This window comes from Methanoculleus taiwanensis (genome assembly GCF_004102725.1).
GTDB lineage: Archaea > Halobacteriota > Methanomicrobia > Methanomicrobiales > Methanoculleaceae > Methanoculleus_A > Methanoculleus_A taiwanensis.
In genome coordinates this window covers 258,548-282,946 of record NZ_LHQS01000002.1, presented here as the reverse complement: position 1 = coordinate 282,946, position 24,399 = coordinate 258,548, and the positions used below count along the sequence as shown (strand labels likewise).

Below are 24,399 nucleotides of genomic sequence, written 5' to 3'. Positions count from 1 at the left end.
GTTCCCCGTCGCAGTACTTAAATCCCCATCCATCGGAAGCCCCGCGTTTCGGAAACCATCAAGACGTCCCTCATCCCACCAGTATCCATGGTTCTGACAAAGCGGATCATCCCCTGCCTGGATCTCAAGGACGGCCGTGTGGTCAAGGGCACCAACTTCCTGAATCTCCGGGATGCAGGCGATCCCGTCGAGCTTGCGCAGCGGTACAACGAACAGGGGGCGGACGAAGTCGTCTTCCTCGACATCACCGCGTCGAAGGAACAGCGGGGTACGATCATCGATGTCGTCCAGCGGGCCGCCGATCAGCTCTTCCTCCCCCTCACCGTCGGCGGGGGTATCCGTGCCCTTGACGATATGCAGCAGATCCTCCGTGCCGGCGCCGACAAGGTGAGCATCAACACGAGCGCCGTTCAGGATCCGACCCTGATCAGCAGGGGAGCGGAGCGCTTTGGCACCCAGTGCATCGTCGTCGCCATGGACGTGCGGCGAAACTTCGAGCTATCGCCGGAGAGAAATATCGTCGGACTGCCGGACGGCCGGGAGTGCTGGTATGAAGTCGTCATCTACGGCGGCAGCAAGCCGACCGGCATCGATGCTATCGCATGGGCAGAAGAGGCGGAAAGCCGCGGTGCCGGAGAGATCCTCCTCACGAGTATGGAGACCGACGGGACGAAGAACGGGTTTGATATTCCGATCACCTCCGCCATCTCGGGCAGGGTCGGCATCCCGGTCATCGCAAGCGGCGGGGTCGGCACCCTCGACCACTTCTACGACGGATTTACCGCAGGGAGAGCGGACGCCTGCCTCGCAGCAAGCGTCTTCCACTACGGCGAGTTCACGGTGCACCAGGTGAAGGAGCACCTGGCTACCCGGGGTATCCCGGTACGGCTCTGAGATCGAGCTCGAGAGCCGCCACCGGGTGCTCGAGCTCGAAGCCGCCGAGCGCTGCAGGATGAATCTCGCCGAAGACCCCTACTTTTTTACCGTCCACAATGATATCACCGCGACGGCCATCGATGAATGCTGGATCTTCCGACTCCGCTACCGAATAAACAAGGCCGAGTTCGCGGCAGAGCACGTCGGCGGCGGCATATGCCTCCGAGAAGTCGGCACCGGGATGGATGCTGACCGCCGCAGCCGTCTGGCGGGCGGCCATATCCTCGACGACGTCACCGACCGCAAAGAGGCGCTGCGGGAGTTCGCGGTGCTTGTTCAGCTGCAGCGTCTCCATCAGCAGGGGGAGAACAGCCGTCCTGACGACGGTCTGCTCCTCCGAGATCGGATGCAGCACCCGGAGCGCCGCAGGGGAACGCTCGCGCTGCATCCTGTCGAAGAGTATCCGCTCGTTCGTCAGCGTAAACGGCATCACTTCGAGGTAGCCGAGACCGACGAAGATAGACCGCACAATCCCCATCAGGGCATTGATCGGATGCTCCTGTGCGGTGGTGAAGGTCGGCGGCAGTTCGGCGGCGAACTGCTCGTATCCATAGGCGATCGCCACATCTTCGAAGACATCCCAGTCGTGCAGGATGTCCGCCCGGTAGCAGGGAACCCGGACAGAGAGCAGCCCGTTACCGGCAGGCTCCGCACCGAACCGCATCTTCCGGAGGAGAGCCGCCATCGACTCCGCCGTCAGCGGAATGCCGAGCAGTTCTGCGCACTCTTCGACGCTGACCTGCCGCTCCGCCGGCGCAAGCGACGGCATCGCAAGATCGTCGACGGTGACGGACTCAATCGTCGCTCCTGCCTCTGCAAGAGCGGTGCAGATGATATTCACCGCGATCATCACCGCCCGTCTATCGGTGCCGGTCGTATCGAGGAGGATATTCCGGGTCTCGGTCGTCACCCTCGTCAGCTCGCCGTTGATGATCGGCGGGAACGAGAGCACCTGGTCGTCGGCATCGACGATCAGCGGGAAGCGGAGGAAGTCCTGTACGAGGCGGGCGTAGTCGCGTCCTTTCGGGTGTTCCTCGAGCATCTCGTCGAGCGTCATCTCCCGCGTAAAGTCGAGCGGCACGAAGGAGCGGTCACGGGGCGATGCGATGTAGCGGAACGGCGGCGTAACCCTATCCAGATCGTGGACACCTATCGCCACCTTGGCGCGGCCGCGGCCGACCGCCCAGTGCAGCGCCTCCTGAAGTCCCATCAGACTCTCGATCGCTTCTTCGTCGAGGGAGACGTTCCGGATCACCGCCGAGCCAAGGTAAGGCCGGATCTCCGCAAGCCCGGGATCGACCGAGAAGGCTATCCCGGACGGGCGGACGTCATAGGCTGCGAGCCCCTCTTCCAGCCCGAGGAAACCCCGCATGGCGCGGGCAACCCCTTCGGTGGAGAAGAGATCGGGGCGGTCAGGGAAGAACTCTATGTCGGCATGATCGTCTTCTATTCGCTCGATATCGGCACCGATCATCGGCACACGGTCGATGATGGTCTTACGGTCGGTGCCGGTCAGCCGTTCCAGGTATGCATAGGGCAGGGTAATAATCGGCATGCTTCTCTCTCCCTCACTCACCGCCGTCCGGCCGTCTACCGACAATCGGCGTCTCCCGTATCCATTCGATGTCGCTGCGGTAGAGCTGCCGGAGATCTTTCAAGCCCACCTTCAGCATGGCAAGCCGGCTGACACCGAGCCCCCAGGCGAGCACCGGGTACTGAATACCACACGGGGCGGTGACCTCCTGACGGAATATACCGGCACCGCCGAGCTCCACCCACCCGAGGCCGTCCACCCAGACCTCGGGCTCCACGGACGGCTCGGTGTACGGGAAGTAGGCCGGCCGGAACCGGACGTCTTCAAAGCCCATCTTCCTGTAAAACTCTTTCAGGAAACCGAGCAGGTGGCTGAAGGTTACGCCTCTGTCCATCATGATACCCTCGAGCTGCTCGAACTCCGGGAGATGCGTCGGATCGATCGCCTCCCGCCGGTAGACCCTGCCGATGCAGAAGGCCTTGACCGGAGGCTCCGGGTGCTCTACAAGGTGCTGGATGGAGAGACTGGTCGTGTGTGTCCGGAGCACGCACTGCTGAGCCTTTTTGCTGCTCCAGACACCTCCCCACCCGGTGGACGAGGTCTCCCCGCCGTGCTCGTGCATATCCCGGACACGCTCGAACCCTGCCGGGAGCGGCCATTCCTCGCCGAGGAAGAAGGTATCCTGCATCTCGCGTGCAGGGTGATCCTGCGGCTGGAAGAGGGCGTCGAAGTTCCAGAACGAGCTCTGGACGATACTGCCGTGCATCTCGGTAAAGCCCATATCGAGGAGAATCCGCCGCATATCGTCGAGCATCCGCTGATACGGATGCACCTTTCCAGGATAGATCCTCTTTGGCAGTTTCTCCACGCTGTAGCGGCGGAGATTGAGATCTTTCCACTCGCCCGAGATGATCTGCTCCCGGGTGAGCGTGCCGACCTCTTCACGGAGATCGAGCCCGCGGCGGACGAGTTCGCGCCCTTCAGGGGTGATCGCAACAGTGTACGTCACGGTCTCCTCCTCCTGCACGAGCCCCCGCTTCCGGAGCTCGACGATCGCTTCGCCATCCTCGTCTATGAGACCCTTCGCGATATTCGCAAAAGCGAGTTCGTCCGCTCCGGGCGCTGGGCTCCCCTCCTTCCGGACGATGCCGTCACGGATGCTGATCCAGCCTTTTTTGCGCATCTGGCCGATTCCGATCTTCGCGAGCGGGTGCTGCTGCAGGTCCCGCATCGGGATCTCGGCGGCGAAGCTCTCAAGGAGCTGCCGCTCGGGGAGGCCGGCCCCCACATACTTATTTCCCTCTTCGGTCAGAGAATAGACCGTATTGACACACCGCTCCAGCGTTGCAAGACCCCGGTCGCTCGCAAGGAGGGCATACTGCACCACGGCCTCTCTTCGCGCATCCATCCGGTCGGCAAGGGTTGCCGCATCGACCGTGCCGAGAGGCTCGAGAGCGACGAGCAGTCTCTTTTCATTTAATGTCAGTTCCACCGGTTACACCTCCACCAGATGCTCCACTGCATCCATCTTCTCACGCAGATCTTTGACGAACACGCTGACCCGCTCGAAGGTCTCCTTCTTGCACTGCCCGCAGGTCAGCTCGCCTCCGACACACCGGCGCCGGATCTCGGCGAGTTCGGCATCGTCTTCAACCATATGGAAGAGATTTAAGAGATAGACGGAGCAGCGGTCAGGCTCGCCGCCGAGTTCTTTCTGCTCTTCAAGGGTCATCCGACCGCCGGTCAGTGCCGACATCACCTTCTTTTTGATCGCTTTCTCGGGCTCGTAGAATCCGAACGAGCTCTCGGGAACGCTGCTTGACATCTTGCCGCCCTGCAGGCCGGGCATGAAGATGTGATAGGTCGACGACGGTGAGTAGAACCCGAAACCGCCATGCTCGATCTCGATTCCTCGCACGACCTCACCGACCCGTTCAGGAGGAGTCCCCCTGATATCCACGTGCCCCTCGTACTTCTTCGAGCCCGGAAATGCACGATGCACGGCAACGAGCGCCGATTCGGGAGCATTCTTCGACCGGACCGAGACGTACTCGCCCCGGTCTTCGACGGTAAACATCCGGAGTTTATGCGCCACATCGCGGGTGAGCCGGATGTGCGGGTCCTGATCGATCCCGACCGGCACGATCGTGGGAGCAGGGCCTGCGTCGAGCTGAGGGTAGAGAATATCCGCGACCTGGGTGATCACGCTCATGGCGTGGGAGAGGGACGTCTCCTGTCCGAACCCGTAGATGGCCGCAAGATCGGAGAAGTTCACCTTGGTAGACGCCTCGAAAGCGAGGTCTTTTAAGCGGTTATTCCGGCTCTGGAAGTACGTCGTCCCCTCAAAGCCGAGTGCGTAGAGGCACTTGAGGTACTCTTTGCCGTACTCCCTGCACTTCTCCCACGATATTCCCCGGACAGCGTGTGCCTCACGGTCGGCGATGGCGATGTAGCCGGTTCCACCCTGCCGGACATGCCAGACAACCTCTTTCATGACCATCAGGTGTCCGAGGTGCGGAAGGCCGGACGGCATGAAACCGGTGAGCACATGGAACGGGGTTCTGTTCCGTATAGCATCGGCTATCGGCCGATAGTCGCGGTGACCGACGACGATTCCTCTCCGCATGAAAGACGGTATTTCTGGAAGCCTCTCTGCGACAGGCATGATCGGTTCGATGCCAAACTCGGAGAAGAGTTTGCCGACATCGCCGGTCTGGTTATTCGACCATGGATTTATCCCGGATTGCATGGAAACGACCTTCACAGTTTTATTCGTGTAAATTCGACATACCGTATGTCGATACTCTGTACACAGCCAAACAGCATCTTCTTTTTGACGCTGTGGGCGAGCCTGACCGACCGGGAGATAGTGCTCATCGGGAGCGAGACACCGGACGGCATCGCATGCACCAGCATCTCCGAATGCGTCTTTTTCCCGGAGTAGACACGGAAGTGATGGCCGAACTTGTACCCGGTTCTCGGGATGTAGCCTTTGTCCCGGAGATCCGCATACACGCGCTCCTTCTCGCGGATCTCAACGTCCTTTTCACCCACAATCTCCACAAACGTATCGGCGTCGATTACCGCACCGTCCGACCGGAGAGAGAGGCCGTCACGCCGAACGAGATAGATCGTCTCGACGGGGCGGAGCATCAGCCGTTCCGCATCAAGCCTCTTTCCATACCAGTTCTCCTCAAGGGTCGAACCGGGAGAGAGGTGAGCAAGCGCATAGGTTCCGTAGACGGCTGCGTTCACCGGCTCGCCGTGAGCCGGAGGGGCAATTTCAGGCAGATTCTGCACCTTGACCTCGTAGTAGGTCAGCTCGTCCTCGTCGTCCACGACTGCGAGGACGTACTGTTTGCGCATATTGGTTGAGGAGAGGACATCTTCGCTGAGTCTCTCGAACTCAATGAGGTCACGCTCGGAGAGCACGCGAATAAGGTACTGCGATCTCCCGCCGCCTGGTTTGTGCCCCCGGCGAAACACCCGGAAATCATGGGGTCCGGGCTGTACCACATAGCCCCGCTCACGGATATCCCGGTAGACGAGGTAGCTCCTGATGAAGTTCTGCTGGCCGGCAAAGTAGCCGAGCAGTGCATCGAAGGAATACTCCTGCACCTCGACCTTTCCGCGCTCCATAAGGTATAGAGCCTCCTGCGGTGCGAGGCGCAGCCCCCCTCCTTCCGGTCTGCCGTACCCGCCCTGTTCGTAGAGGGTGCGCCCTTCCCCGCCGAGCCGCACCCATCTCCCGTCGAATATCGCCTTCACTTCATCAGTATTGGAAGTGAACGGTCATTAAATCAATTGCCGCACTACCGGAAGGCCACCGGTTCCGGGGAAGAGAGGCGAGCAAATACTTTATTGGAGAGGGAACCGCAGATGAGTACGATCGCCATGACAGGAAGCAACCCTCCGTCCGGATTCCGGCTATACGTGCTTACCGCGGCTCTTATAACCGCCCTGCTCTTCACCGTGCAGGTTGCTGCTGCGCAGGGAGAGCCCGCCATCGAATGGAACAAAACCTACGGCGTCGATCTGAAGAACAAATTCGAGTCGGTTCAGCAGACGGCGGACGGCGGCTATATCGCCGTCGGAGGGAGCATCGGCTCAAACGTCCCCGATCCGGAAGATCTGCTGCTCGTCAGAACAGACAGTTCCGGGAACCTCCTCTGGAATAGAACCTGGGAAGATCTGACGGGAAGCTCCGTCATAGAGGCCGGTGACGGCGGGTATGCCGTCGCGGCGAATGCCATCAACGTCACACCCGGTCAGACGACCGGGGTTCGCGGCACGGCATACCTGATCAGGACCGACGATACCGGGAACCCCGTATGGAACCGAACATTTGAAGGGGTGAAAGCGTCTATCGTCAGACAGACCACGGAAGGCGGATTTATCCTCGTCGGGTGGACGTGGAACCCTGCAGGCTCAGAGCAGGACACGAACGCGATCATTATCAAGACCGATCGTGACGGGAGCCAGGAGTGGAACAGAACATTTGCCGGGAAGGCCGCCTATGCAGGAGAGCAGACGAGCGACGGCGGCTACATCCTCGGAGGAACGGCATCGCCTTTCACCTTTGATGTCGGTGATGCATTCCTGATTCGGCTTGAGGCCGACGGTGCCGAACGCTGGAGTAAAAACCTTGATTTCCCCTCGATATATGCGCTCAGCGAGAGCACCGATGGCGGTTTCATCATCACCGGCAGTTTCTGGTACGCCCGGGTGGATGCGGAAGGGAACGTCCTCTGGAGCACCCGTCTCCAGGGGCTGAGCGGCTGGGCTGCATTGCAGGCTCCTGACGGCGGATACCTGATCGGCGGCCAGGTCAACGATGACGCAGTCGCAATCAGGACGGATCGCCAGGGCGAGGTGCAGTGGAACCAGACGTTCCGGCGCGGTGCCGTCTATTCGGCCGACCTGACCGAGGACGGTGGCTACATCCTCGGCGGCATCACGTTCCCGGAGACTGGCCGGACGGATGCGTGGCTTGTGAAACTGCAGGACCTCCGGCAGCCGGATCAGGCAACCCCCGGTTTCGGCCTCCTCGCGGCAGCAGGGGCACTCGTGATTCTGCTCTTCCTGCGCAGGCGATAAGCCCCGGAAGAGCATCTGCGAGGGCGTTTCCAGAGCCCTTACCCCCTCGGGGACAGAAGGGCAGCGCCCCGCAATTTGACTATTCCCTATATTACTCCGTCACGGCGACGGAGTACAAAAAGAAAAGCGGCAGGGTTACTGCCTGTGCCGCCCGGCGTAGATGTATGCTCCACCGACCAGGACGAAGAGAGCACACAGCCCGAGCGCGATCTGCATGAACGGTAATCCGCCGCTGCTGTCTACCGCTTCCGAATCAGCCAGGACGACGACTCCCGCAGCAAGGGGATCGGCGGCCGGCGACTCGGTGAAGAGCGCATAGATGCTGAAGTGATCGATCGATGCCGAGACCGTCCGGGTTGTATCGTCTACGGTCGCCGGAATATCTTCCCAGACTCCGGCCATCCCGTTATACCACTTCACCGAGAATGTGCTGTTTCCGGCAATATGCTCGTCCCATATCTCATCAGGGAGCGTGAACGTCACTGTGACGGCAGGGTCGAAGGATGCGCCCTCGGGCCCGAACTGGTAGGCGTATCCGGGAACAAGTACGGCAATTCCATTGGGTGATGCGGGAAGATCCGCCGCATCGATGGGATCGACGCTGATACTCTCAAGGGAAGTCCCGCTATCGCAGAGAGCCCGGACCCCTTCGTCGAGGAGGAGGGCAGCCACGTTATCAGACGATACGAAGACCATCCGGCAGGTCGCTATTCCGGACGCGTTCACCCCGATGGGAGTGACCGTCTCGTTAGTGATGACCGGTTCCGGCGTTACGGTCGGCGTAGGAGGCGACATGGAGCTGGCACGCTTACCGCCGCCACCGCCACCACTGCTGCTCGATACAACAGGGGCCGGCGATACCGAGATGCTATCTGCCGCTGCTGTCGTGTTCCCTCCTGCCGGGTTGCTGACGGTCAGGGAAACGGTGAACGTTCCCGCCGGGTAGGCGTGAGTCGGATGCTGCTCCGCCGAGGTCGCACCGTCGCCGAAGTCCCAGAGCCACGAGGTCGGTTCGCCGATCGACAGGTCGGTGAACTGCACCGTGAGCGGTGCCGTACCGCTGGATACATCTGCCGTGAAGTTTGCCGATGGCGGGACAAAGACCCGGATATACCCAACCTTCTCTTCAGTCGCACTCCCGACGGCATTCGTCACCGCCAGTGAAACGGTATATGCACCCGCCGCGGCATAGGTGTGAACCGGGTTCTGCTCCGTCGAGGTCGCACCGTCACCGAACTCCCACGACCACGCCGTCGGATTATCGGTCGACGTATCGGTGAATGCAACGACCAGAGGCTCCCCTCCCTCCGTCACGTTCGCATCGAAGGAAGGTCCGGGCAGGGCGGTTGCAGTAATAAGGTCGGTTTCAACCAGGGTATCATCCGAAACAGCGTTCGTTGCGGTCAGCGAGACGGTGTACGTACCTTCCACAGTATAGATGTGCACCGGGCTCTGCTCCGTCGAGGTCGCGCCGTCGCCGAAGTCCCATGACCATGAGGTCGGAGCACCGGTCGATGTATCGGTGAACCCAACGGCGAACGGCACCACACCACCGGTCACATTGGCCGTGAAGGATGCGGTTACCGGTCCGATCGCCGTTATCAGGTCGACCTGCTCTTCGATGTCGCTGCCTGCCGCGTTGGTCGCGTTCAGCGTGACGGTATACGCACCTGCCGCGGCATAGGTGTGAACCGGATTCTGCTCCGTCGAGGTCGCACCGTCGCCGAACTCCCATGACCACGCCGTCGGCTCGCCGGTCGACAGATCGGTGAACTGCACGGTGAGCGGAGCCATGCCGGAAGAGACGTTCACATCGAAGCCCGCGCCGGGAAACACGGTTGCAACGATATAATCTGTCTCGACCCGGGTGTCATCCGAAACAGCGTTCGTTGCGGTCAGCGAGACGGTGTACGTACCTTCTGCAGTATAGGTATGAACCGGGCTCTGCTCCGTCGAGGTCGCGCCGTCGCCGAAGTCCCATGACCATGAGGTCGGAGCACCGGTCGATGTATCGGTGAACTGTATGGTGAGCGGCGTTGCGCCCGAGGTCGCATTCGCCGTGAAGGACGCGTTCACCGGCTCGGTCACCGTTATCAGGTCGATCTGCTCTTCGATGTCGCTGCCTGCCGCGTTGGTCGCGTTCAGCGAGACGGTATACGCACCTGCCGCAGCATAGGTGTGAACCGGGTTCTGCTCGGTCGAGGTCGCACCGTCGCCGAACTCCCATGACCACGCCGTCGGCTCGCCGGTCGACAGATCGGTGAACCCGACGGTGAGCGGAGCCATACCGGAAGAGACGTTCGCGTCAAAGCCTGCATCGGGAAGCACGGCAACCCGGATCAGGTCGACCTTCTCCTCAGTACTGCTTTCGGACCCATCTGTTGCGGTCAGCGAAACTGTATACGTGCCCACTTCGGTATAGGTGTGGACCGGGTTCTGCTCATCCGAAGTCGTTCCGTCACCGAAATCCCAGAGCCACGAGGTCGGACTGCCGGATGAACTGTCGGTGAACTGCACGTCAAGCGGTACCTCGCCGCTGGTCGGCGATGCCGAGAATGAGGCCGTCAGGAGATCGCCGCCGGTGACTGTATAGAGGTAGATGTCGGGGTTGCTGACGCCGCTACGGAGATCCTCCCAGACGACCCGGTCTCCGGAGACTGACGGGAACCACTGATTGGCGACCGCGGTCGTGATGAGTGTCTCGGTGCCGGTGGGGCGATCGTAGATGCAGATATCCCAATTGCCGTTGCGGCGGTCTTCCCATGCTATCAGGTCGCCGTCGATCGCCGGCGATACCTGTGAGGCGGCGTTATCCGTGATCCGCTCCTCAACACCGGTAGCAAGGTCGAAGAGATAGATATCCGGACTCCCGTTCCGCTCGTCCTCCCACAGGATGACTCTGCCGGATATTGCCGGATAGGTCTGGCGGGCAGGATCATCGGTGATCCGGATCTGTTTCCCCTCGAGGATATCATAGGCGTATATCTCGCCGTTTCCGTCCCGGTTATCCTCCCAGGCCACCAGGTTTCCTGATATTGCAGGCTTCCAGGTCGTGACAGCGCTGCACGGGATCAGGATCTCCGTACCGGTCGGGATATCATAGAGGCAGATATGCATCCCGCTGTTTCGAACGTCGTACCAGATGGCCCGATCACCGGAGATGATCGGATTCCACTGGTTGGCGACCGCGTTTGTAAGTTGAATCTCCTGGTCTGATGTCAGGTCATACAGGTAGATGTCCAGATTTCCGTTCCGGTTATCCTCCCAGACAATCCGGCTCCCGGAGATGGAAGGCGAAGTCTGGCGAGACGGATTTGTCGTTATCCGCGTTTCCACATCGGTTGTGAGATCGTAGAGATAGATCTCCGCATCACCGCTTCGATAATCGGCCCAGACAATGAGGCTACCGTCGATATCGGGTCTGACCTGCGATCCCGCCGCCGTACAGATCGGCGTTTCGATACCGGGAGCAGCGAGAACCGGTAGTGCCAGCAGTGATGCCATCAGAACTACACAGAGTAGAGCATTTCGTGTATCGTGTACCATTCGTTGATCACCATAGATGAGAGCATTCCCCCCCCTGCATCCTCACGCGATGGTTCGGCAATTGCATGATCGGCAGAAACCGGCACTGTGGCATAGGTGCGATACGATCGCACGCTGCGGTATTCTGCCGACCCAAGGGTGAGGGGGAGAATACCGCTATATTATATAAAAGTATCCCAGGGAGGGAGATGAGGGGGAAGGTCTGTTCGGGAAACGAGTATTATAAAAATAGAAGAATAATATTCAGAACCCTCTCAGGCCTGCACGCGATCGGCTAACCGTGCCGGGCAAGTTCCCGGACGGCAGAGATGTTCCCTGCGTCGTCACGCCGCTCATCAACCGGGGTTTCACAGATAAGCGGCAGATCGCGCACGGCCGGGTGGCTGAGGAGGAGACGGAAACCCTCCTCGCCGATGCACCCGAGGCCGATATGCTCATGCCGGTCAAGATGGCTGCCGAGGCCTCCCTTCGTATCGTTCAGGTGAATCACCCGCAGGTGCGCGAGATCAATCAGGTCGTCGAAGATCCCGAACGTCTCTTCGATACCATCGCGGGTCCGAAGTTCATAGCCTGCCGCAAAGGCGTGACAGGTATCGAAACAGATACCGATACGGCTCAGATCCTCGATCCCGTCCATAATCCGGCGGATATCGGCAGCAGTCGTCCCCACGCTGTTCTTATCCCCTGCCGTGTTCTCAAGGAGCAGCATTGCATCGGAATCCGCATCGGCGAGCGCCCTGTTGACGGCATCGGCCACCCGCTGCATCCCGGCCTCAACACCTACGCCGCCGTGGTGCCCGAGATGGGTGACCAGGTACGGGATACCGAGCACCCCGCACCGCTCGAGCTCGGCAGTCAGCGTCGCAACGGATTTTTCGAAGATCTCATCCTTCGATGTCGCCAGATTCGGGAGATAGGGCATGTGATCGACGACGGGATGGAGATCGGCCGAAGATACCCCCGTCCTGAACGCCGCCACGGCATCCTCATCAAGGTCTTTCGCGCTCCAGCCCCGGGGGTTTCTCGAGAATATCTGAAACGTATCGCAGCCCCGCTCTTCTGCCCTCCCAATAGCCTGATCGATCGATCCGGCGATCGAGACGTGGCATCCAACCCGCACCATTGCAGGTACCTATGAAGCAAAAGAGATGTTAGATATTCCCGTCAGGGACCGATCAGGGCTCCGAGCTCGCCGAGAACCGCCTCGCCAAACTCCCGCGTTCCGGTCGCCCCGCCGAGATCGACCGTCCGGGTGCCCTTTGCAACGGTCAGCCGGACGGCCTCCTCGACGGCTGCCGCATGCTCCGTATCCCCGAAGTGCCGCAGCATCATCGCAGCACTCTTGATCGCCGCGATCGGGTTTGCAACATTCTTCCCGGCGATATCCGGAGCACTTCCGTGAACCGGTTCGAAGAACGCATGCTTATCGCCGATGTTGGCGCTCGGGAGCAGCCCGAGCCCCCCGACGAGGTAAGCGGCGGCATCGCTCAGAATATCACCGAACATGTTCGTGGTGACGATGACATCGTAGCGGTCAGGGTGCATCAGGATGTCGAGGCAGAGTGCATCGATGTAGTGGGCTTTGCAGGGCACTCCTGCTTCTTCTGCCTCGCGTGTGCAGATCTCGAGGAAGAAAGCATCCGACTTGAGAACGTTCGCTTTGTTGCCGATCGTCAGGTGCCGCCGCTGCTTCGCAAGGGTGCAGGCGCACCGGGCGATCCGCCGGCTCCCCTTCTCCGTAATCACCCGGAGGGTGCAGGCGCGATCCGCCTCCCGCCACTCGATCCCGGAATAGAGACCTTCGGTATTCTCCCGTACGATGACGAGATCGAACCCGTCACCGCGGATCGGGCGGATGTTGGCATAGAGGTCGAGATCGCGGCGGATCTGCAGAAGGACGCTCCGGTACTCCGGGTCGGGCGGCGTCGTCACCGCACCGAAGAGGATCGCGTCTGCCGCCCTCAGGCTTTCCATCGTCTCCGCATCGCAGGCGCTCCCCGTCCGCTTCCACCGCCCGTAGCCGACTTCGACATCATATAGTGAAAAATCCGGCCTGACCGCCTCGATGACGGCGCGGGCGACCGGGATCACCTCCTGCCCGATGCCGTCCCCTTCAACGACCGCTATCTGCACCATCGCATCTCCACCTCCTCACAACTTCAGTCACCGCACCCGCAATCGCCGCAGGTGTCGCACCCCAGTGCACCACGGCACCGAACTTCCCATCGTACGTGCCGACTCCTTCCCGCTCGCTCCTGCAGCAGCGGGCGATAAACGGTTCCTCTGCCACCAGAGAGAGCGGGCAGGTGTTCTCGAGTTCGAACGCCTCGCCGTAGCACTCCCGGACAAGATCCCTGCCGGTCATGCACCCGGCCACCCGGTCGCCGCTATGCACGGCATCCGCATCGAGCGTCCGGGAGAATCCCGCCGCACGGCAGGGGAAGACATCGGCATCGATCCCCACGATATCCCGGAGGTGCTCCACAAAGACCACCTCGAGATCGCCAAAGAGGCCGCATGCTTCGAGATCCCTGATGGTAGCGGCGAGGTGAGGGCGGGGAGGCTCTATATCGTAGACGTGCAGGCGGAGAAAACCGGAGAGATCGGGATCGAGCACGAACGAGGTATGCTCGTCGTATCCGGTAAAGATGGTGCAGCGCCGTCCCGACCGGAGCGCCTTCTCGACGAGGCCTCGCCGGTCGTGGAGCTGCACCCGGTCAGGATAGCAGACTACGTCATCTCCTGCGGCGAGGAGACGCAGCCCCGTCACCTTTCGCATCAGTCCCGTCCCGGTCCGGTCGAGCTCGACTTCGAGCACCTCGTGCCCGTCCTCCGTCTCGCGAATGATGTAGCGGGTCAGGAAGTAGACCCGTTCGCCGCAGGGCCGATGGCCGGCATCGTACCCGACCTCTTTGCAGTGTGCCGGAAAGATCACCGGTGCGACCTCCAGTACCCGACAAGACCGCCTGCCGCCAGGATATCAACCATCCGCGGCGAGAGGGGGCGGGCGGGGAAACGTGCACCGTCCACCTCAACCCATCCCTCATTGAGGTCGAACCGGACGAGCGCCCCGTCCGTGCAGGGGAGATCGGCCTCGATCACGGGGAGGCCGATGTTAATCGCGTTTCTAAAGAAGATACGGGCAAACGACGGGGCGACGATCCCGACAACCCCCGCCTCCTTAAGGGCGATGACCGCCTGTTCCCGGGACGAGCCGCACCCCATGTTCTTCCCTGCGACGACCACGGCACCGGCAAGACGGCCTGCAAGGGCCGGATCGAGATCCTCAAGGACGTGCTCCGCCCAGAGAGAGCGGTCTTTGGTGCGGAGGTAGCGGCCGGCGATGATGACGTCGGTGTCGATATCGCTGCCGAGGCAGACGGCACGGCCTTCACCGTACATTATACCACCTCCGGTTCGGTGATCGTGCCGGAAAGAGCGCTTGCCGCCGCGGTGGCGACCGACGAGAGGTAAATCTCGCCGCCCACACCCATCCGGTTCTTGAAGTTCCGGTTGGCAGTCGAGAGGCAGACCTCGCCCTCGCCCAGCACCCCGGTGTGGGCGCCGAGGCAGGGGCCGCAGCCGGGTGTCCCCACGACGCAACCCGCCTCAACGATATCCGCGAGGGCACCGGACTGTGCGGCCGCCTGGAGCACGGCCCGCGATGCGGGCACGACGATCGTCCTGACCGCGACCTTCTTTCCGCGGACGATCCGGGCAAACCGCTGGAGGTCTTCGAACCTGCCGTTGGTGCACGTCCCGACGAAGACCTGGTCGAGCGGTATCCCGGCAACCTCAGCGACTTCCCGGACGGTATCCACCCGGTGCGGCACCGCGACCAGGGGTGTGATCGCCCCGAGATCGAACTCGTGGGATTGTGCGTATTTCGCCTCCTCACGCTTCTGGCGGTCGGCAGCGATGCCGCATCCTGCAAGGTAGCGGACCGTTGTGGTATCGGCATAGAACATACCGGTCTTCGCCCCGGTCTCGACCGCCATATTGCAGAGGGTGAGCCTTCCGGCCATGGAGATATCCGCCGCCGCTTCTCCCGTGAACTCAAGCGCCCGGTACGACGCTCCGTCCATACCGAGCCTGCCGACGTAGGCGAGCGCCAGATCTTTCGGTTCCGCCGCCCCCTGCAGATGACCGGTGAGGGAGAGCTCGATCGTCTCCGGCACCCGGAACCAGGTGGAGCCCGACGCCCAGATCGCGGCCATATCCGTCGCACCCACCCCGGTCGCAAATGCCCCGAAGGCACCGAGGGTGCAGGTATGCGAGTCGGCACCGACGACTATCTGCCCGGGGAGGACGACGCCTTCGCTCATGACCTGGTGGCAGATGCCCCCGCCGACGTCGGAGAACGCAAGGCCGGCGGAACTGGCATACTCCCGGAGCTCCTTCTGGAGGTTCGCCGTCATCGAAGTATTGGCAGGAACGATATGGTCGAAGATCAGGTGCACACGCTCAGGGCAGGCGAGCTTCTCCACCCCCATCTCCCGGAGCGTCTCCCGCGTGAGAACCCCGGTTCCGTCGTGGGCGAAGGCAATATCGACGGCACGATCCACATACGCTCCTTCGGCCGCACCGAGGATACGTTCGGCAAGGGTGCTCATGCTCCCGGCACCTCCTTTGCCCGTTTCAGAATATCGCAGAGGAGATCCGGCGTGATGCTGCACTTGCCTTCACTGCAGATCTTGATCTGATCGAGCACCCACCGCAGCTGGCCGTCGGTCAGGGTGCACCCGTGCGCCTTTGCCACGTGCTCGACCGCACGTCTCCCCGTATGCTTGCCGAGGATGAACCGCCGTTCGCCGCCGACCAGCTCGGGCATGATGTACTCGTACGTCAGCGGGTCTTCGAGGATCGCCGCAATGTGGATGCCGCTCTCATGAGCGAAGGCGTGCTCCCCGACTATCGGCTTCGTCTTTGCCGGACTGATGCCGGAGACCTCTGCAACATACCGGGAGAGATCGGTGAGACCGGCAAGGTCGTAGCGGTCGATACCGCCTTTCATGCGAAGGGCGACCAGCACCTCTTCGAGGGCTGCGTTTCCGGCGCGCTCGCCGATCCCGTTGACGGTCGTGTGGAGCTGGTAGGCTCCCGAAGCCGCCGCTGTTATGGTATTGGCCGAGGCACACCCGAGGTCGTTGTGGCAGTGCACGCAGAGCGGGTGGTCTACCGCCCCGGTGATCGCCGTCACGGCCTGCTGCATCTCGAGGGGTGTCAGGCACCCCACGGTATCGGCGAAGCTGACGAGGTCGGCACCGTGCTCGGCACCCCGGGTGTACATCTCGATGAGGAACCCGATATCGGTGCGGGAGGCATCCTCGGCGGCGAATCGCACCTGGACTCCGTGATCCGAGGCGTACTCCACCATTGCGAGGGCGCTCTCAAGCACCTGCTCGCGGGGTTTGCGGTACTTATGTCTGATATGCAGGTCCGACGTTGCGATGAAGATACTGACCATATCGACGTCGCAGTCGATAGCGGTCTCGACATCGGCTTTCAACGCCCGGGCGAGACAGCAGACACGGGCGGAGAGGCCGCTTCGCGCAATGGCAGTGACGCAGACCTTTTCCGAGGAAGAGACAACCGGAAATCCTGCCTCGATCACCTCGACACCAACGGCGTCGAGACGTTCTGCGATCTTCAACTTCTCTTCACAGGTAAACGATACGCCGGGAGTCTGCTCTCCGTCTCGCAGCGTCACGTCACAGATCTCAATATGCCACGGTTTCATGTCGTCCATCCTCCGGACAGGTACCCTCGACCACCACGGTGCGGGGTTCCCCGGACACGTACAGCACCTCACGCAGCGTTGCCTTATCACCGGCAGCAACGGTGATCGGCTCCGCCCAGGTGAGATACTTATGTATATCGGGTGTGGGGTGACCACCGGTCATCCCCATACGGTTGTTCTTCAAAACGATACAGAGAAGCGGTTTCTGCTTCTCATAGACATCAATGAGGGCGTTTATCCCGGAATGGAGCAGAGCATAGTCGCCGGTGAGGGCTACCCTCGTACTGGTCGCAGCAACAGCGATCGACGAACCAAGGCCGTAACTTGCCTCGCCCACGCGGTATGGCGGATTCATCGCCAGCACCGAACAGCCCATGTCGCAGATCGCCAGAAGACCCCGCTCCCTCATAAGGGCGAAGACAGAATGGAACGGACACTCCCGGCAGAACGTCTTGTGGTAGCCGCGGCTCTCCATCCGTTCCGGAGTCCCGGAAAGAGCGGGAGGTTCGCAGAACCGGTGCTCCCGCAGAAACGGCCGGCCGTGCTCGCAGGTATCGGCGAGGAGCGCCGGGTCTGCAGGCGGCGGATAGACCGTGACGACCTCTGAGGTCCCGGAACACGTACCGACACCGACTGTGCCGCCCGTCATGCGGTTCAGCGCAGAATCGCGCGACCAGGCGAACATAGCGGCAGTCCGCCGATCGGCATCGGCAACGCGGCCTGCAAGCGTCAGCCCCGGATCGGCGAGCCGGCCGGTGCCGCTCGTGCGCTCGATCTCCCCGTCGGGGATATCGGCATCGAGGAGGGAGGGAGTGACCCGAAGCAGTGCGGCGCGGGAGAAGGTCTCCGAAGCCTCAAACGCGGTCTCCACCGCCTGCCGGCAGGTCGCGATGCCCGGTTCCAGTACGGGGATCTCCGCGAGTTCTCCGTAGTAACGGGAGTCCTGTGCGTTCTGCGACGCCATCACGTCGACATCGTCACCTGCGACGACCACAACGCCCCCGCGCAGTCCCTGGGTGGTGGCGTTGACCAGCGGGTCGGCGCAGGCGTTCAGTCCGACATGTTTGACCACGACCGCCGCCCGGCGACCGGCGAGGGAGTCACCGAGGGCGTATTCGAGTGCCACCTTCTCATTGACGGCGATCTCGGCGTCGAGGAGCGCTGCAAGCCCGGAGATCGGATAGCCCGGCACGGTGTAGAACCGGTCCGCGGAACGCCGGAGCATCGATGCAAGCGCCGCCTCACCCTTCATGGGGTATCCCTCCCCGGCACAAGGTCGCAGCCGGTGCAGGCCGAGCACATCGAGAGCGCGTCTTGTGGCCTGAGGTTCGCACGCCGCAGGGCTCGCTCGTGGATCTCCAGGATCCGGAGGAGGCGGGCTGCAGACGGGCGGGGCCTGTCGGCAAGATCGGCCGCCGGCGAGAGCGGGCGGATCACGGGGATGACCCCGATCCGGGCAAGGTCGGCGATGCACCGCTCGAGGTCTTCGTCCGTCTCGCCGAGACCGACGATAATGTTCGAGAAGACGCGGCCGCGGCCGAAGAGTGCGACCGACTGCCGGAGCACGTCCCGGATAAAGCCCCAGTCAAGATCCGGGCACATCTCTGCGAAAAGGGCAGGGGTCGCCGCCTCGAGATTGAACTTCACCTCGGCGACGCCGAGGTCGTGGAGCAGACGGGGCGTGTTCTCTGTCGGGTAGATGGAGACGCCGATGGGGAGGTCGAACTGCCGGAGCGCCTTCACGACGTCGAGCACGTATGCCTCTTCCTCCTCCACCGTCGATGCAACCCCGGACGTAATCGAGATGGCATCGATATCATCCTGCACCCGCTCGACGAGCCCGACGATCTCGCCGATCGATTTGCGCCGCCCCTCAAGGGACGGCACCGGGCAGTAGCGGCACCGGAAGATACACCGCCCGGTGACGGTGATATACGCCTGCCGGGGACAATGGAGGGCTGCAGGTTCAATCCTGCCGGAGACCAGCTCGTCTCCGAGGATCAGCCGCGCCTCCCCGCCGCCCGTGTGCTCGAGCACCGGTCGGGCTGCCGGATCGACGGTCAGCCTCACCCGCCGGTCGCCGACGGCAAAAAAGACCGAACCAGACTTCCCGGCGGAAGGGCCTGCAGCGGAGCGGGATACATAGGAGTCCGCCGCATCTCCTGTCAGCCTGACCGAGCCTTCCGCAAGCAGCGTTGCCTTCAACCGTTTCCAGTCCATAGCGCGAGTGCCTCGTCATACCTGGTCGCAAAGGGGATTGCCGCCACCGCCCCGATGATACCACGGCCATCCATGGCGATCGTCAGGCGGGGATCGTCGAGCGCCGCAAGGTCGTCGTGCGAGACCTCGCCGCTCTTGACCTTCCGGCCGAACGCCTCAAGAGAGCCGGGATGGAAACCGCGGTAGACGGCCATGCCGGTCTTATCCGAGAGCGTGTACTCCTCGAGGTACTCCCGGAACCGCCGGACGAGTCCGTCCGGGTCGTCCGACGCAAACTCACAGACGATCGCGACGCAGTTCTTCGTACGGTACGGTACGGGGTAGAGCTGAACAATGGTGTGGGAGAGGTAGCGGGATCGGTCGTCCTCGACCGCCCGGGCGACGTTATGTGCGAGTGTCCAGGTCGCACCCTCTTCGGCGGTATCCGTATCGTCCACCCCGATGAGTACCCGCTCCCTTCTCGGAAGCCAGATGGTGGAGCCCGCGAGCTTTCCTCCGCCGGCGGGGTCGCTCCGGAAGCGGGTGACCCCGGGTGCGGATGCACGGCAGATAGAGGCGCCGACACCCCCGCCGCCGAGCCCGCGGTAGGTGATCGCGATCTCACGGCCATCCACCCCGACACCGGCGATCCCTGCAGGGAACCGCGAGCCTTCAAGGGCAAGGTCTGCCGAGCCTGTCCGGAGGAGATACCGGTTCGTCGACCCGACGGTGCGGATCGATTCGACGAGCGGGCTCTGCGCATAGTGGTGCTTCACCCACATCGCCCCGCCGACGCAGTCGAAGAACTCTACGAGCTCGACACGGGTTCCGTCGTCATCCGCAAGCGCGACGATCTGAGGATACCGGATCGTGTAGGGATCAGAGAGCTTCTCCATACAGCCCCGCCGCTTCACTACCCTTATTCGCCCAGAGCAGCGCACCGAGAGCTCCGATACGTCCTTTCCTCCCGGCACTGTCGATGTACCGGATACCGAGCCGCTCTGCTTCAGCATGCACCTCGTCGAGCGTCAGGATCTCCGTCTTTACCCGGCGGAGGAACTCCGATTCCTCGGGGAGCGCGATCCCCCGGAAGACGGCGATGCCCGTATCGTTGCTGACAGCCCGGGACTCGATGAACTCGCGCACGTAAGCGAGAAGCTCGTCGACCTTCTCCGGCAGAACCGCGAAGTTCAGTGCAGAGCCCACGCAGTTCGTCGTCTTCTTCGGCACGGCAGGGTTCAGCTGTACAAGACGCATATCGAGATACTCGACACCCGGAATGGTGCAGGCTTCGGCACACTGCAGGGCGAGCACCCAGGTGGCTCCCTCCTCGCGGGTATCGGTGTCGTCGATGCCTATTGTCACCTTCTCGTAGCGTGGGGAGACGATCCGAACCCGGCATGTCCGGGCGCCGCCGGGCCGGAGATCGTCTTCCGACGGGTACTCCGCACGGATCACGCCGGGTGCCTGGGGAAGGCAGGCAGCAATGCCGACACCGGCGCCGGCGATCCCCGACCACGACGTTACCACTTCAGCACCCTGCACCTCCACACCCTCGAGAGCCTGCCCGCCGATCTCGCGGTCCGCCGCCCCGAAGTTCACCGGGGATCGCCCGAGGCTCGCGAGCATCGTCATCGATGTTCCCTCGACAAAAGCCGACCGAAGAGCCCCTCCGGCACGGCGCCGGTTCGCCGCATCCCATTCGATGGTGCCTCGTGCCCGGCACTGTTCGCGTATCTCCGCAATTCCAGCATTCTCATCAATCATAACGAGAAACTTCCGGGCAAACAGCGGCCCGTAGCGTGCCCTGACATCCTCCGGCATAAGCGTGACCATGATATCACCGAAAATTTCGTTAACAGGATTGTCGTTGACGAGAGTATATAAACGGATCGATCCGGGACAGGAACAGCGAGAAAAAAGAGTTAGAGTTCGTCCGCAAGGACGTCTTTGAGATCGAACTTAAACGGACCCAGGCTGCCGCCGAAGTTCCCAGCACTGATGAACTTCACGCCGGGGACCTTGGTTGCGGCCTTGATACCTTCGGCCATGGCCAGCTTGACGGCATCCTCGTCGACACCGTCGATGACGATCTCATAGATAGCCTTGACGCCGTCCGGGACGTTGCTGCTCTCGACCTTCCCCTTCAGGGTCGGACAGTAGGCTTCGTTGGTGCTGGCGGGCATGAACTTGTACTTCTTGCTGCCCACCTTGGAACCGCTGGCGACGATACCGCCGGGGAACGGCGTGATAACTCCGCAGACACCGCTGATTGCATCGACTGCGGCCTGAGCGCCCATGAGAGCGGACATCTGCGTCTCTCCCATGACAAAGAAGTTACCGCCCGCAACACCCTTCACGGCACCGAACTCTTCCTCGCCGATGTACTCGCCCTCCATGATCGGGATGGCCCACACGGTTCTGCCGCCGACTTCGCGCTTCTCCTCGTATCCGTCACCGAAGAAGTGGAGCTTGACCGGGATCTTCTCCGGAACATCGGCAATAACGTCGCCGAGACCGTCGAAAGCGGCGGTCGTCGGTGCGGTCAGGATGCATTCGCTGATCCGCTCGACAAGCTGCTCCTTAAGCTTCTTCTTGCTCGCACAGATCAGGATGGCATAGCCCGGCCTGCCATCAGGAGTTTCGTCGGGCGAGACGAAGCAGTCGATTCCGGCTTCTGCAGGGCAGCCAATAGCGGAAGTGGCAAAGCCCACCGCCTCGACGGCCGACCTGTATGCCCATTCCTCAGTGACTGCTGTGATGATGACCCGCGACACCCAGGTCGGGAAGGCCTCTGCATACGTATCGTCAATCGGTACACCATTAAGTTCCATATCTTCACCTCGTTTCTACAATGTCATGAGCTTGGTAGAATAAAGTTTCTTTTTAATCCGCACCGGAGCAGAGGGGCCGCCCCGCGAAGCGACGATGACGACGCGGCCTCCTCAGTTCCGCCGCCGTGGGCGGATGAAAAGGCGGTCGATAAACGGGATAAACCCGCTGATTCTGAAAATACCGGGTTCAACAGAGAATACCACCCATAGCGCCACAGACAGCGGATTTTGAGAGCCAGTGATGACAGGGGCTGGCACCGAAATGTAACAGGTTCGACCGGACTCACCGGAGAAATAATCAACTCCTCCAGCCACGGATACTCCCATACGGCACCCAGGCACGGTTTCAGACGGGCTGCAGCAGTACTATATTCCACAACCATTTCGAACAGTCCCGTAAACGGATCGCCGTAGGTGCCGGTAACGCCCGCAATCCCCCGGGAGTGCACCATGAATATGGAAAAAAACCCGCTACCGCTGCTACCGCCAGAGGAATGTATATACCATTGCAGGACTCCTGCCACCAGGAGTAAACAAGATAAAATTGTCACCCAATCGGTTCGAAGCTGGGAACCATACGGAGACGGAGCATCGGCATTATCGCACCTGCCGGGAGAAGGGAGGTCAGGGAACCAGGGGCAGGGGAGGTGTTTTTTCGTACATTTCAGGATAACTGCGGAGAAATGGGAGATTGCCGAAAGAATAGGAAGTATAGAGCGCAGTACATATTCAATAGAGCATAGAGGTTAGAATTATAAAAAGACCCAGATAAAATATCACAGGATACCAACCAGGGAAAACGGACAGAATCATAGGTGGCCGAATGGGCAGCGGAGTAACTGGATATATACCTTCCGATTTTCGTCTGAACCCGCACTGCAAACGGAAGGGAAAGCCGGTCGGATTTAGTTAACCAGGTTACTTATTTAATATATTACGATTAATATATGTGATAACGATCAGATTTAAAGCCTGCGATAATGCAGAAGGTTTATGTATATTATTTGACAACTTTTTACATATCGATTTTTAATCGATCAGATCTGGTGCGTGATACCATGGCATTTGCATTGCACATCAATATGGAACGATGTACAGGCTGTAACAACTGCGTGGTGGCATGCCCTGTGGACGCTCTCGAACTCTACACTGAAGACCCTGTAACCAAAGAGAAGATCTACAGGGTGAAGGACGGCAAAGCGATTGTCCTCGACTTCAATGCAGAGCTCTGCGCCGGTTGCGGCGTATGTGTCCAGGCATGCCCCTACGATGTGATCCAGCTTGTTGGACCGTGGGAGACCAGGGCAAAGGCCCGGAAAGCGGTAGTATAGGAGTGATTTCAATCTATGGCACTGTTTCCAAAATACTCTAAAAAACAGGAAGGCCAGAACGTCATCATGGAGCAGAGGCTCCTGAAGAACGTTAACAACCTTATCCTGAACTCCGAGACATGTACGGGATGCGGTATCTGCGTCGATGCATGTCCTGAAGAGGCAATCGTGCTCGGACCGGTCGGTGCGGCACGCAGAGGGGCAGTTGACTATGCAGCACCCGTCGACGTCGACGCTGAGAAGTGTTCGTACTGTGGTGTCTGTGTGATCATGTGTCCGTTCAACGCGATGACCCTGAAGATCGACGAGGAGGAGCGACTCCCGATCCTCGAGCAGGAAGGGTTCCCCCAGTACGACATGGTCACCGCCGTCGACGAAGAGAAGTGCAGCAGATGCACGACCTGCGCCGATGTCTGCCCGAGGGACGCAATCTCCCGCGACGTACCCGCATTTGAGGGAACGGACGCAGAGGGCAAGCCCCGTCAGGCAGCCCTGCAGACCAAGACGACGTTCAATGTGGATACCGAGAAGTGCAACGTCTGCGGTATCTGCGGAGAGCTCTGTCCCGCAATCGATGTAAAGCGCAAGCCCGTCAGCGCCGAATCAGGCAAGATCGAGGGCGAAGTCAAGTGGGATGAGTCGCAGTGCGATGCCTGCCAGGTCTGTGTCGAGGCCTGTCCCGAGGACTGTATCACCGTTGTGCGCGAAGTCATCAGCGACAAGCTCCCCGGCAAAGTCGATATCATTCAGGACAACTGCTGCACCTGCACATGGTGTGTCGAGTCCTGCCCCGAGGAAGCGATCACGGTAGAGAAGATCTTCGAGGGCGACATCGAATTCCACCCCGAGAAGTGTCCCGGCGGATGCTCCACCTGCGTCGAGGTCTGCCCCTGCAATGCAATCTACCTGCCAAGCCCCGTCCCCGCCAAGGAGATGAAGGGAGAGATCGAGCCGAACATCGCCGTCAACAAGGACTACTGTATCCTCTGCGGCGCATGTGTGAATGCCTGCCCCGGCGAGGATGTCATCGTCCTGCGGCGCACCGGTGTCCGCATGAAGGGTAAGGAAACCGACCTCTTCAAGCGCATCAAGGAAAAGCTCCTCACTCCAAGAACCTCGAAGGTCAAGGAGTCCTCGCCCGGTGAGGCTGAAGTCAAAGTTCTGGGAGAAGCGTGAGGGATA

20 protein-coding genes are annotated in these 24,399 nt (G+C 61.1%); 4 read left to right on the top strand and 16 right to left on the bottom strand.

Features of this window, described 5'->3' with window-relative positions; translation table 11 throughout:
* Positions 1–87 precede the first annotated feature (87 nt).
* Complete coding sequence (hisF, locus tag ABH15_RS06260) at positions 88–894, top strand: imidazole glycerol phosphate synthase subunit HisF (RefSeq protein WP_128693517.1); 807 nt, start codon at positions 88–90, stop codon at positions 892–894.
* Here hisF and pheT read toward each other — a convergent pair.
* The 4 genes from pheT to endA are packed head-to-tail and all read right to left on the bottom strand — an operon-like array spanning position 866 to position 6,238.
* Positions 866–2,491: a phenylalanine--tRNA ligase subunit beta gene (gene pheT / locus ABH15_RS06255; RefSeq protein ID WP_128693516.1), complete on the bottom strand. Its 1,626-nt coding sequence runs from the start codon at positions 2,489–2,491 to the stop codon at positions 866–868. The genes hisF and pheT overlap by 29 nt on opposite strands.
* A gap of 13 nt (positions 2,492–2,504) precedes the next feature.
* Positions 2,505–3,962 (bottom strand): phenylalanine--tRNA ligase subunit alpha, encoded by a 1,458-nt coding sequence (gene pheS / locus ABH15_RS06250; RefSeq protein ID WP_128693515.1) that lies wholly within the window; start codon positions 3,960–3,962, stop codon positions 2,505–2,507.
* A gap of 3 nt (positions 3,963–3,965) precedes the next feature.
* On the bottom strand, positions 3,966–5,219 hold the full coding sequence (locus ABH15_RS06245) for a tryptophan--tRNA ligase (RefSeq protein ID WP_128693514.1): 1,254 nt from the start codon (positions 5,217–5,219) through the stop codon (positions 3,966–3,968).
* A gap of 11 nt (positions 5,220–5,230) precedes the next feature.
* Complete coding sequence (gene endA / locus ABH15_RS06240; RefSeq protein WP_128693513.1) at positions 5,231–6,238, bottom strand: tRNA-intron lyase; 1,008 nt, start codon at positions 6,236–6,238, stop codon at positions 5,231–5,233.
* A 111-nt stretch (positions 6,239–6,349) separates the two neighbouring features.
* Here endA and ABH15_RS06235 point away from each other — a divergent pair, with 111 nt between their 5' ends.
* Positions 6,350–7,567, top strand: a complete 1,218-nt coding sequence (locus tag ABH15_RS06235; RefSeq protein WP_128693512.1) for a hypothetical protein — start codon at positions 6,350–6,352, stop codon at positions 7,565–7,567.
* A 135-nt stretch (positions 7,568–7,702) separates the two neighbouring features.
* Here ABH15_RS06235 and ABH15_RS13965 read toward each other — a convergent pair whose 3' ends face one another.
* From ABH15_RS13965 to fhcD, 12 genes are all read right to left on the bottom strand, one after another.
* On the bottom strand, positions 7,703–11,071 hold the full coding sequence (locus tag ABH15_RS13965) for a PKD domain-containing protein (RefSeq protein ID WP_277749825.1): 3,369 nt from the start codon (positions 11,069–11,071) through the stop codon (positions 7,703–7,705).
* A gap of 316 nt (positions 11,072–11,387) precedes the next feature.
* Positions 11,388–12,236, bottom strand: a complete 849-nt coding sequence (locus ABH15_RS06195) for a deoxyribonuclease IV (protein WP_128693511.1) — start codon at positions 12,234–12,236, stop codon at positions 11,388–11,390.
* A gap of 41 nt (positions 12,237–12,277) precedes the next feature.
* The gene (locus ABH15_RS06190; RefSeq protein WP_128693510.1) at positions 12,278–13,249 is read right to left on the bottom strand and encodes an isocitrate/isopropylmalate dehydrogenase family protein; all 972 of its coding nucleotides are present in this window, start codon (positions 13,247–13,249) and stop codon (positions 12,278–12,280) included.
* On the bottom strand, positions 13,227–14,048 hold the full coding sequence (locus ABH15_RS06185) for a DUF7714 family protein (RefSeq protein WP_128693509.1): 822 nt from the start codon (positions 14,046–14,048) through the stop codon (positions 13,227–13,229). Before ABH15_RS06185 ends, ABH15_RS06190 begins: the two co-directional genes overlap by 23 nt.
* Positions 14,045–14,515: a LeuD/DmdB family oxidoreductase small subunit gene (locus tag ABH15_RS06180; RefSeq protein WP_128693508.1), complete on the bottom strand. Its 471-nt coding sequence runs from the start codon at positions 14,513–14,515 to the stop codon at positions 14,045–14,047. The genes ABH15_RS06185 and ABH15_RS06180 overlap by 4 nt, the downstream gene beginning before the upstream one ends.
* The gene (locus tag ABH15_RS06175) at positions 14,515–15,726 is read right to left on the bottom strand and encodes an aconitase/3-isopropylmalate dehydratase large subunit family protein (protein ID WP_128693507.1); all 1,212 of its coding nucleotides are present in this window, start codon (positions 15,724–15,726) and stop codon (positions 14,515–14,517) included. The genes ABH15_RS06180 and ABH15_RS06175 overlap by 1 nt, the downstream gene beginning before the upstream one ends.
* Complete coding sequence (locus tag ABH15_RS06170) at positions 15,723–16,853, bottom strand: homocitrate synthase family protein (protein WP_128693506.1); 1,131 nt, start codon at positions 16,851–16,853, stop codon at positions 15,723–15,725. Before ABH15_RS06170 ends, ABH15_RS06175 begins: the two co-directional genes overlap by 4 nt.
* On the bottom strand, positions 16,834–18,105 hold the full coding sequence (locus tag ABH15_RS06165) for a thiamine pyrophosphate-dependent enzyme (RefSeq protein WP_128693505.1): 1,272 nt from the start codon (positions 18,103–18,105) through the stop codon (positions 16,834–16,836). Before ABH15_RS06165 ends, ABH15_RS06170 begins: the two co-directional genes overlap by 20 nt.
* A complete protein-coding gene (locus ABH15_RS06160) occupies positions 18,102–19,073 on the bottom strand; it encodes a radical SAM protein (RefSeq protein ID WP_128693504.1) in 972 nt (323 codons plus the stop codon). Before ABH15_RS06160 ends, ABH15_RS06165 begins: the two co-directional genes overlap by 4 nt.
* Positions 19,055–19,948: a methanogenesis marker protein 11 gene (gene mmp11, locus ABH15_RS06155; protein WP_128693503.1), complete on the bottom strand. Its 894-nt coding sequence runs from the start codon at positions 19,946–19,948 to the stop codon at positions 19,055–19,057. Before mmp11 ends, ABH15_RS06160 begins: the two co-directional genes overlap by 19 nt.
* A complete protein-coding gene (locus ABH15_RS06150) occupies positions 19,932–20,888 on the bottom strand; it encodes a tRNA(Ile2) 2-agmatinylcytidine synthetase (protein WP_128693502.1) in 957 nt (318 codons plus the stop codon). Before ABH15_RS06150 ends, mmp11 begins: the two co-directional genes overlap by 17 nt.
* Positions 20,889–20,977: 89 nt before the next feature.
* Positions 20,978–21,886, bottom strand: a complete 909-nt coding sequence (gene fhcD, locus ABH15_RS06145; RefSeq protein ID WP_128693501.1) for a formylmethanofuran--tetrahydromethanopterin N-formyltransferase — start codon at positions 21,884–21,886, stop codon at positions 20,978–20,980.
* A gap of 1,058 nt (positions 21,887–22,944) precedes the next feature.
* Here fhcD and ABH15_RS06140 point away from each other — a divergent pair.
* Together ABH15_RS06140 and ABH15_RS06135 are read left to right on the top strand one after the other, a co-directional pair.
* On the top strand, positions 22,945–23,217 hold the full coding sequence (locus ABH15_RS06140) for a 4Fe-4S binding protein (protein ID WP_128693500.1): 273 nt from the start codon (positions 22,945–22,947) through the stop codon (positions 23,215–23,217).
* Between the two features lie 15 nt (positions 23,218–23,232).
* Positions 23,233–24,393, top strand: coding sequence for a 4Fe-4S binding protein (locus ABH15_RS06135; RefSeq protein WP_128693499.1), 1,161 nt, complete (start codon positions 23,233–23,235; stop codon positions 24,391–24,393).
* Positions 24,394–24,399 lie beyond the last annotated feature (6 nt).

Coding starts and splice junctions, on each gene's coding strand:
- hisF (WP_128693517.1), top strand. CDS start 88: ATGGTTCTGACAAAGCGGATCATCCCCTGCCTGGATCTCAAGGACGGC.
- pheT (WP_128693516.1), bottom strand. CDS start 2,491: ATGCCGATTATTACCCTGCCCTATGCATACCTGGAACGGCTGACCGGC.
- ABH15_RS06245 (WP_128693514.1), bottom strand. CDS start 5,219: ATGCAATCCGGGATAAATCCATGGTCGAATAACCAGACCGGCGATGTC.
- ABH15_RS06235 (WP_128693512.1), top strand. CDS start 6,350: ATGAGTACGATCGCCATGACAGGAAGCAACCCTCCGTCCGGATTCCGG.
- ABH15_RS13965 (WP_277749825.1), bottom strand. CDS start 11,071: ATGGCATCACTGCTGGCACTACCGGTTCTCGCTGCTCCCGGTATCGAA.
- ABH15_RS06195 (WP_128693511.1), bottom strand. CDS start 12,236: ATGGTGCGGGTTGGATGCCACGTCTCGATCGCCGGATCGATCGATCAG.
- ABH15_RS06190 (WP_128693510.1), bottom strand. CDS start 13,249: ATGGTGCAGATAGCGGTCGTTGAAGGGGACGGCATCGGGCAGGAGGTG.
- ABH15_RS06180 (WP_128693508.1), bottom strand. CDS start 14,515: ATGTACGGTGAAGGCCGTGCCGTCTGCCTCGGCAGCGATATCGACACC.
- ABH15_RS06175 (WP_128693507.1), bottom strand. CDS start 15,726: ATGAGCACCCTTGCCGAACGTATCCTCGGTGCGGCCGAAGGAGCGTAT.
- ABH15_RS06170 (WP_128693506.1), bottom strand. CDS start 16,853: ATGAAACCGTGGCATATTGAGATCTGTGACGTGACGCTGCGAGACGGA.
- ABH15_RS06165 (WP_128693505.1), bottom strand. CDS start 18,105: ATGAAGGGTGAGGCGGCGCTTGCATCGATGCTCCGGCGTTCCGCGGAC.
- ABH15_RS06160 (WP_128693504.1), bottom strand. CDS start 19,073: ATGGACTGGAAACGGTTGAAGGCAACGCTGCTTGCGGAAGGCTCGGTC.
- mmp11 (WP_128693503.1), bottom strand. CDS start 19,948: ATGGAGAAGCTCTCTGATCCCTACACGATCCGGTATCCTCAGATCGTC.
- ABH15_RS06150 (WP_128693502.1), bottom strand. CDS start 20,888: ATGGTCACGCTTATGCCGGAGGATGTCAGGGCACGCTACGGGCCGCTG.
- fhcD (WP_128693501.1), bottom strand. CDS start 21,886: ATGGAACTTAATGGTGTACCGATTGACGATACGTATGCAGAGGCCTTC.
- ABH15_RS06140 (WP_128693500.1), top strand. CDS start 22,945: ATGGCATTTGCATTGCACATCAATATGGAACGATGTACAGGCTGTAAC.
- ABH15_RS06135 (WP_128693499.1), top strand. CDS start 23,233: ATGGCACTGTTTCCAAAATACTCTAAAAAACAGGAAGGCCAGAACGTC.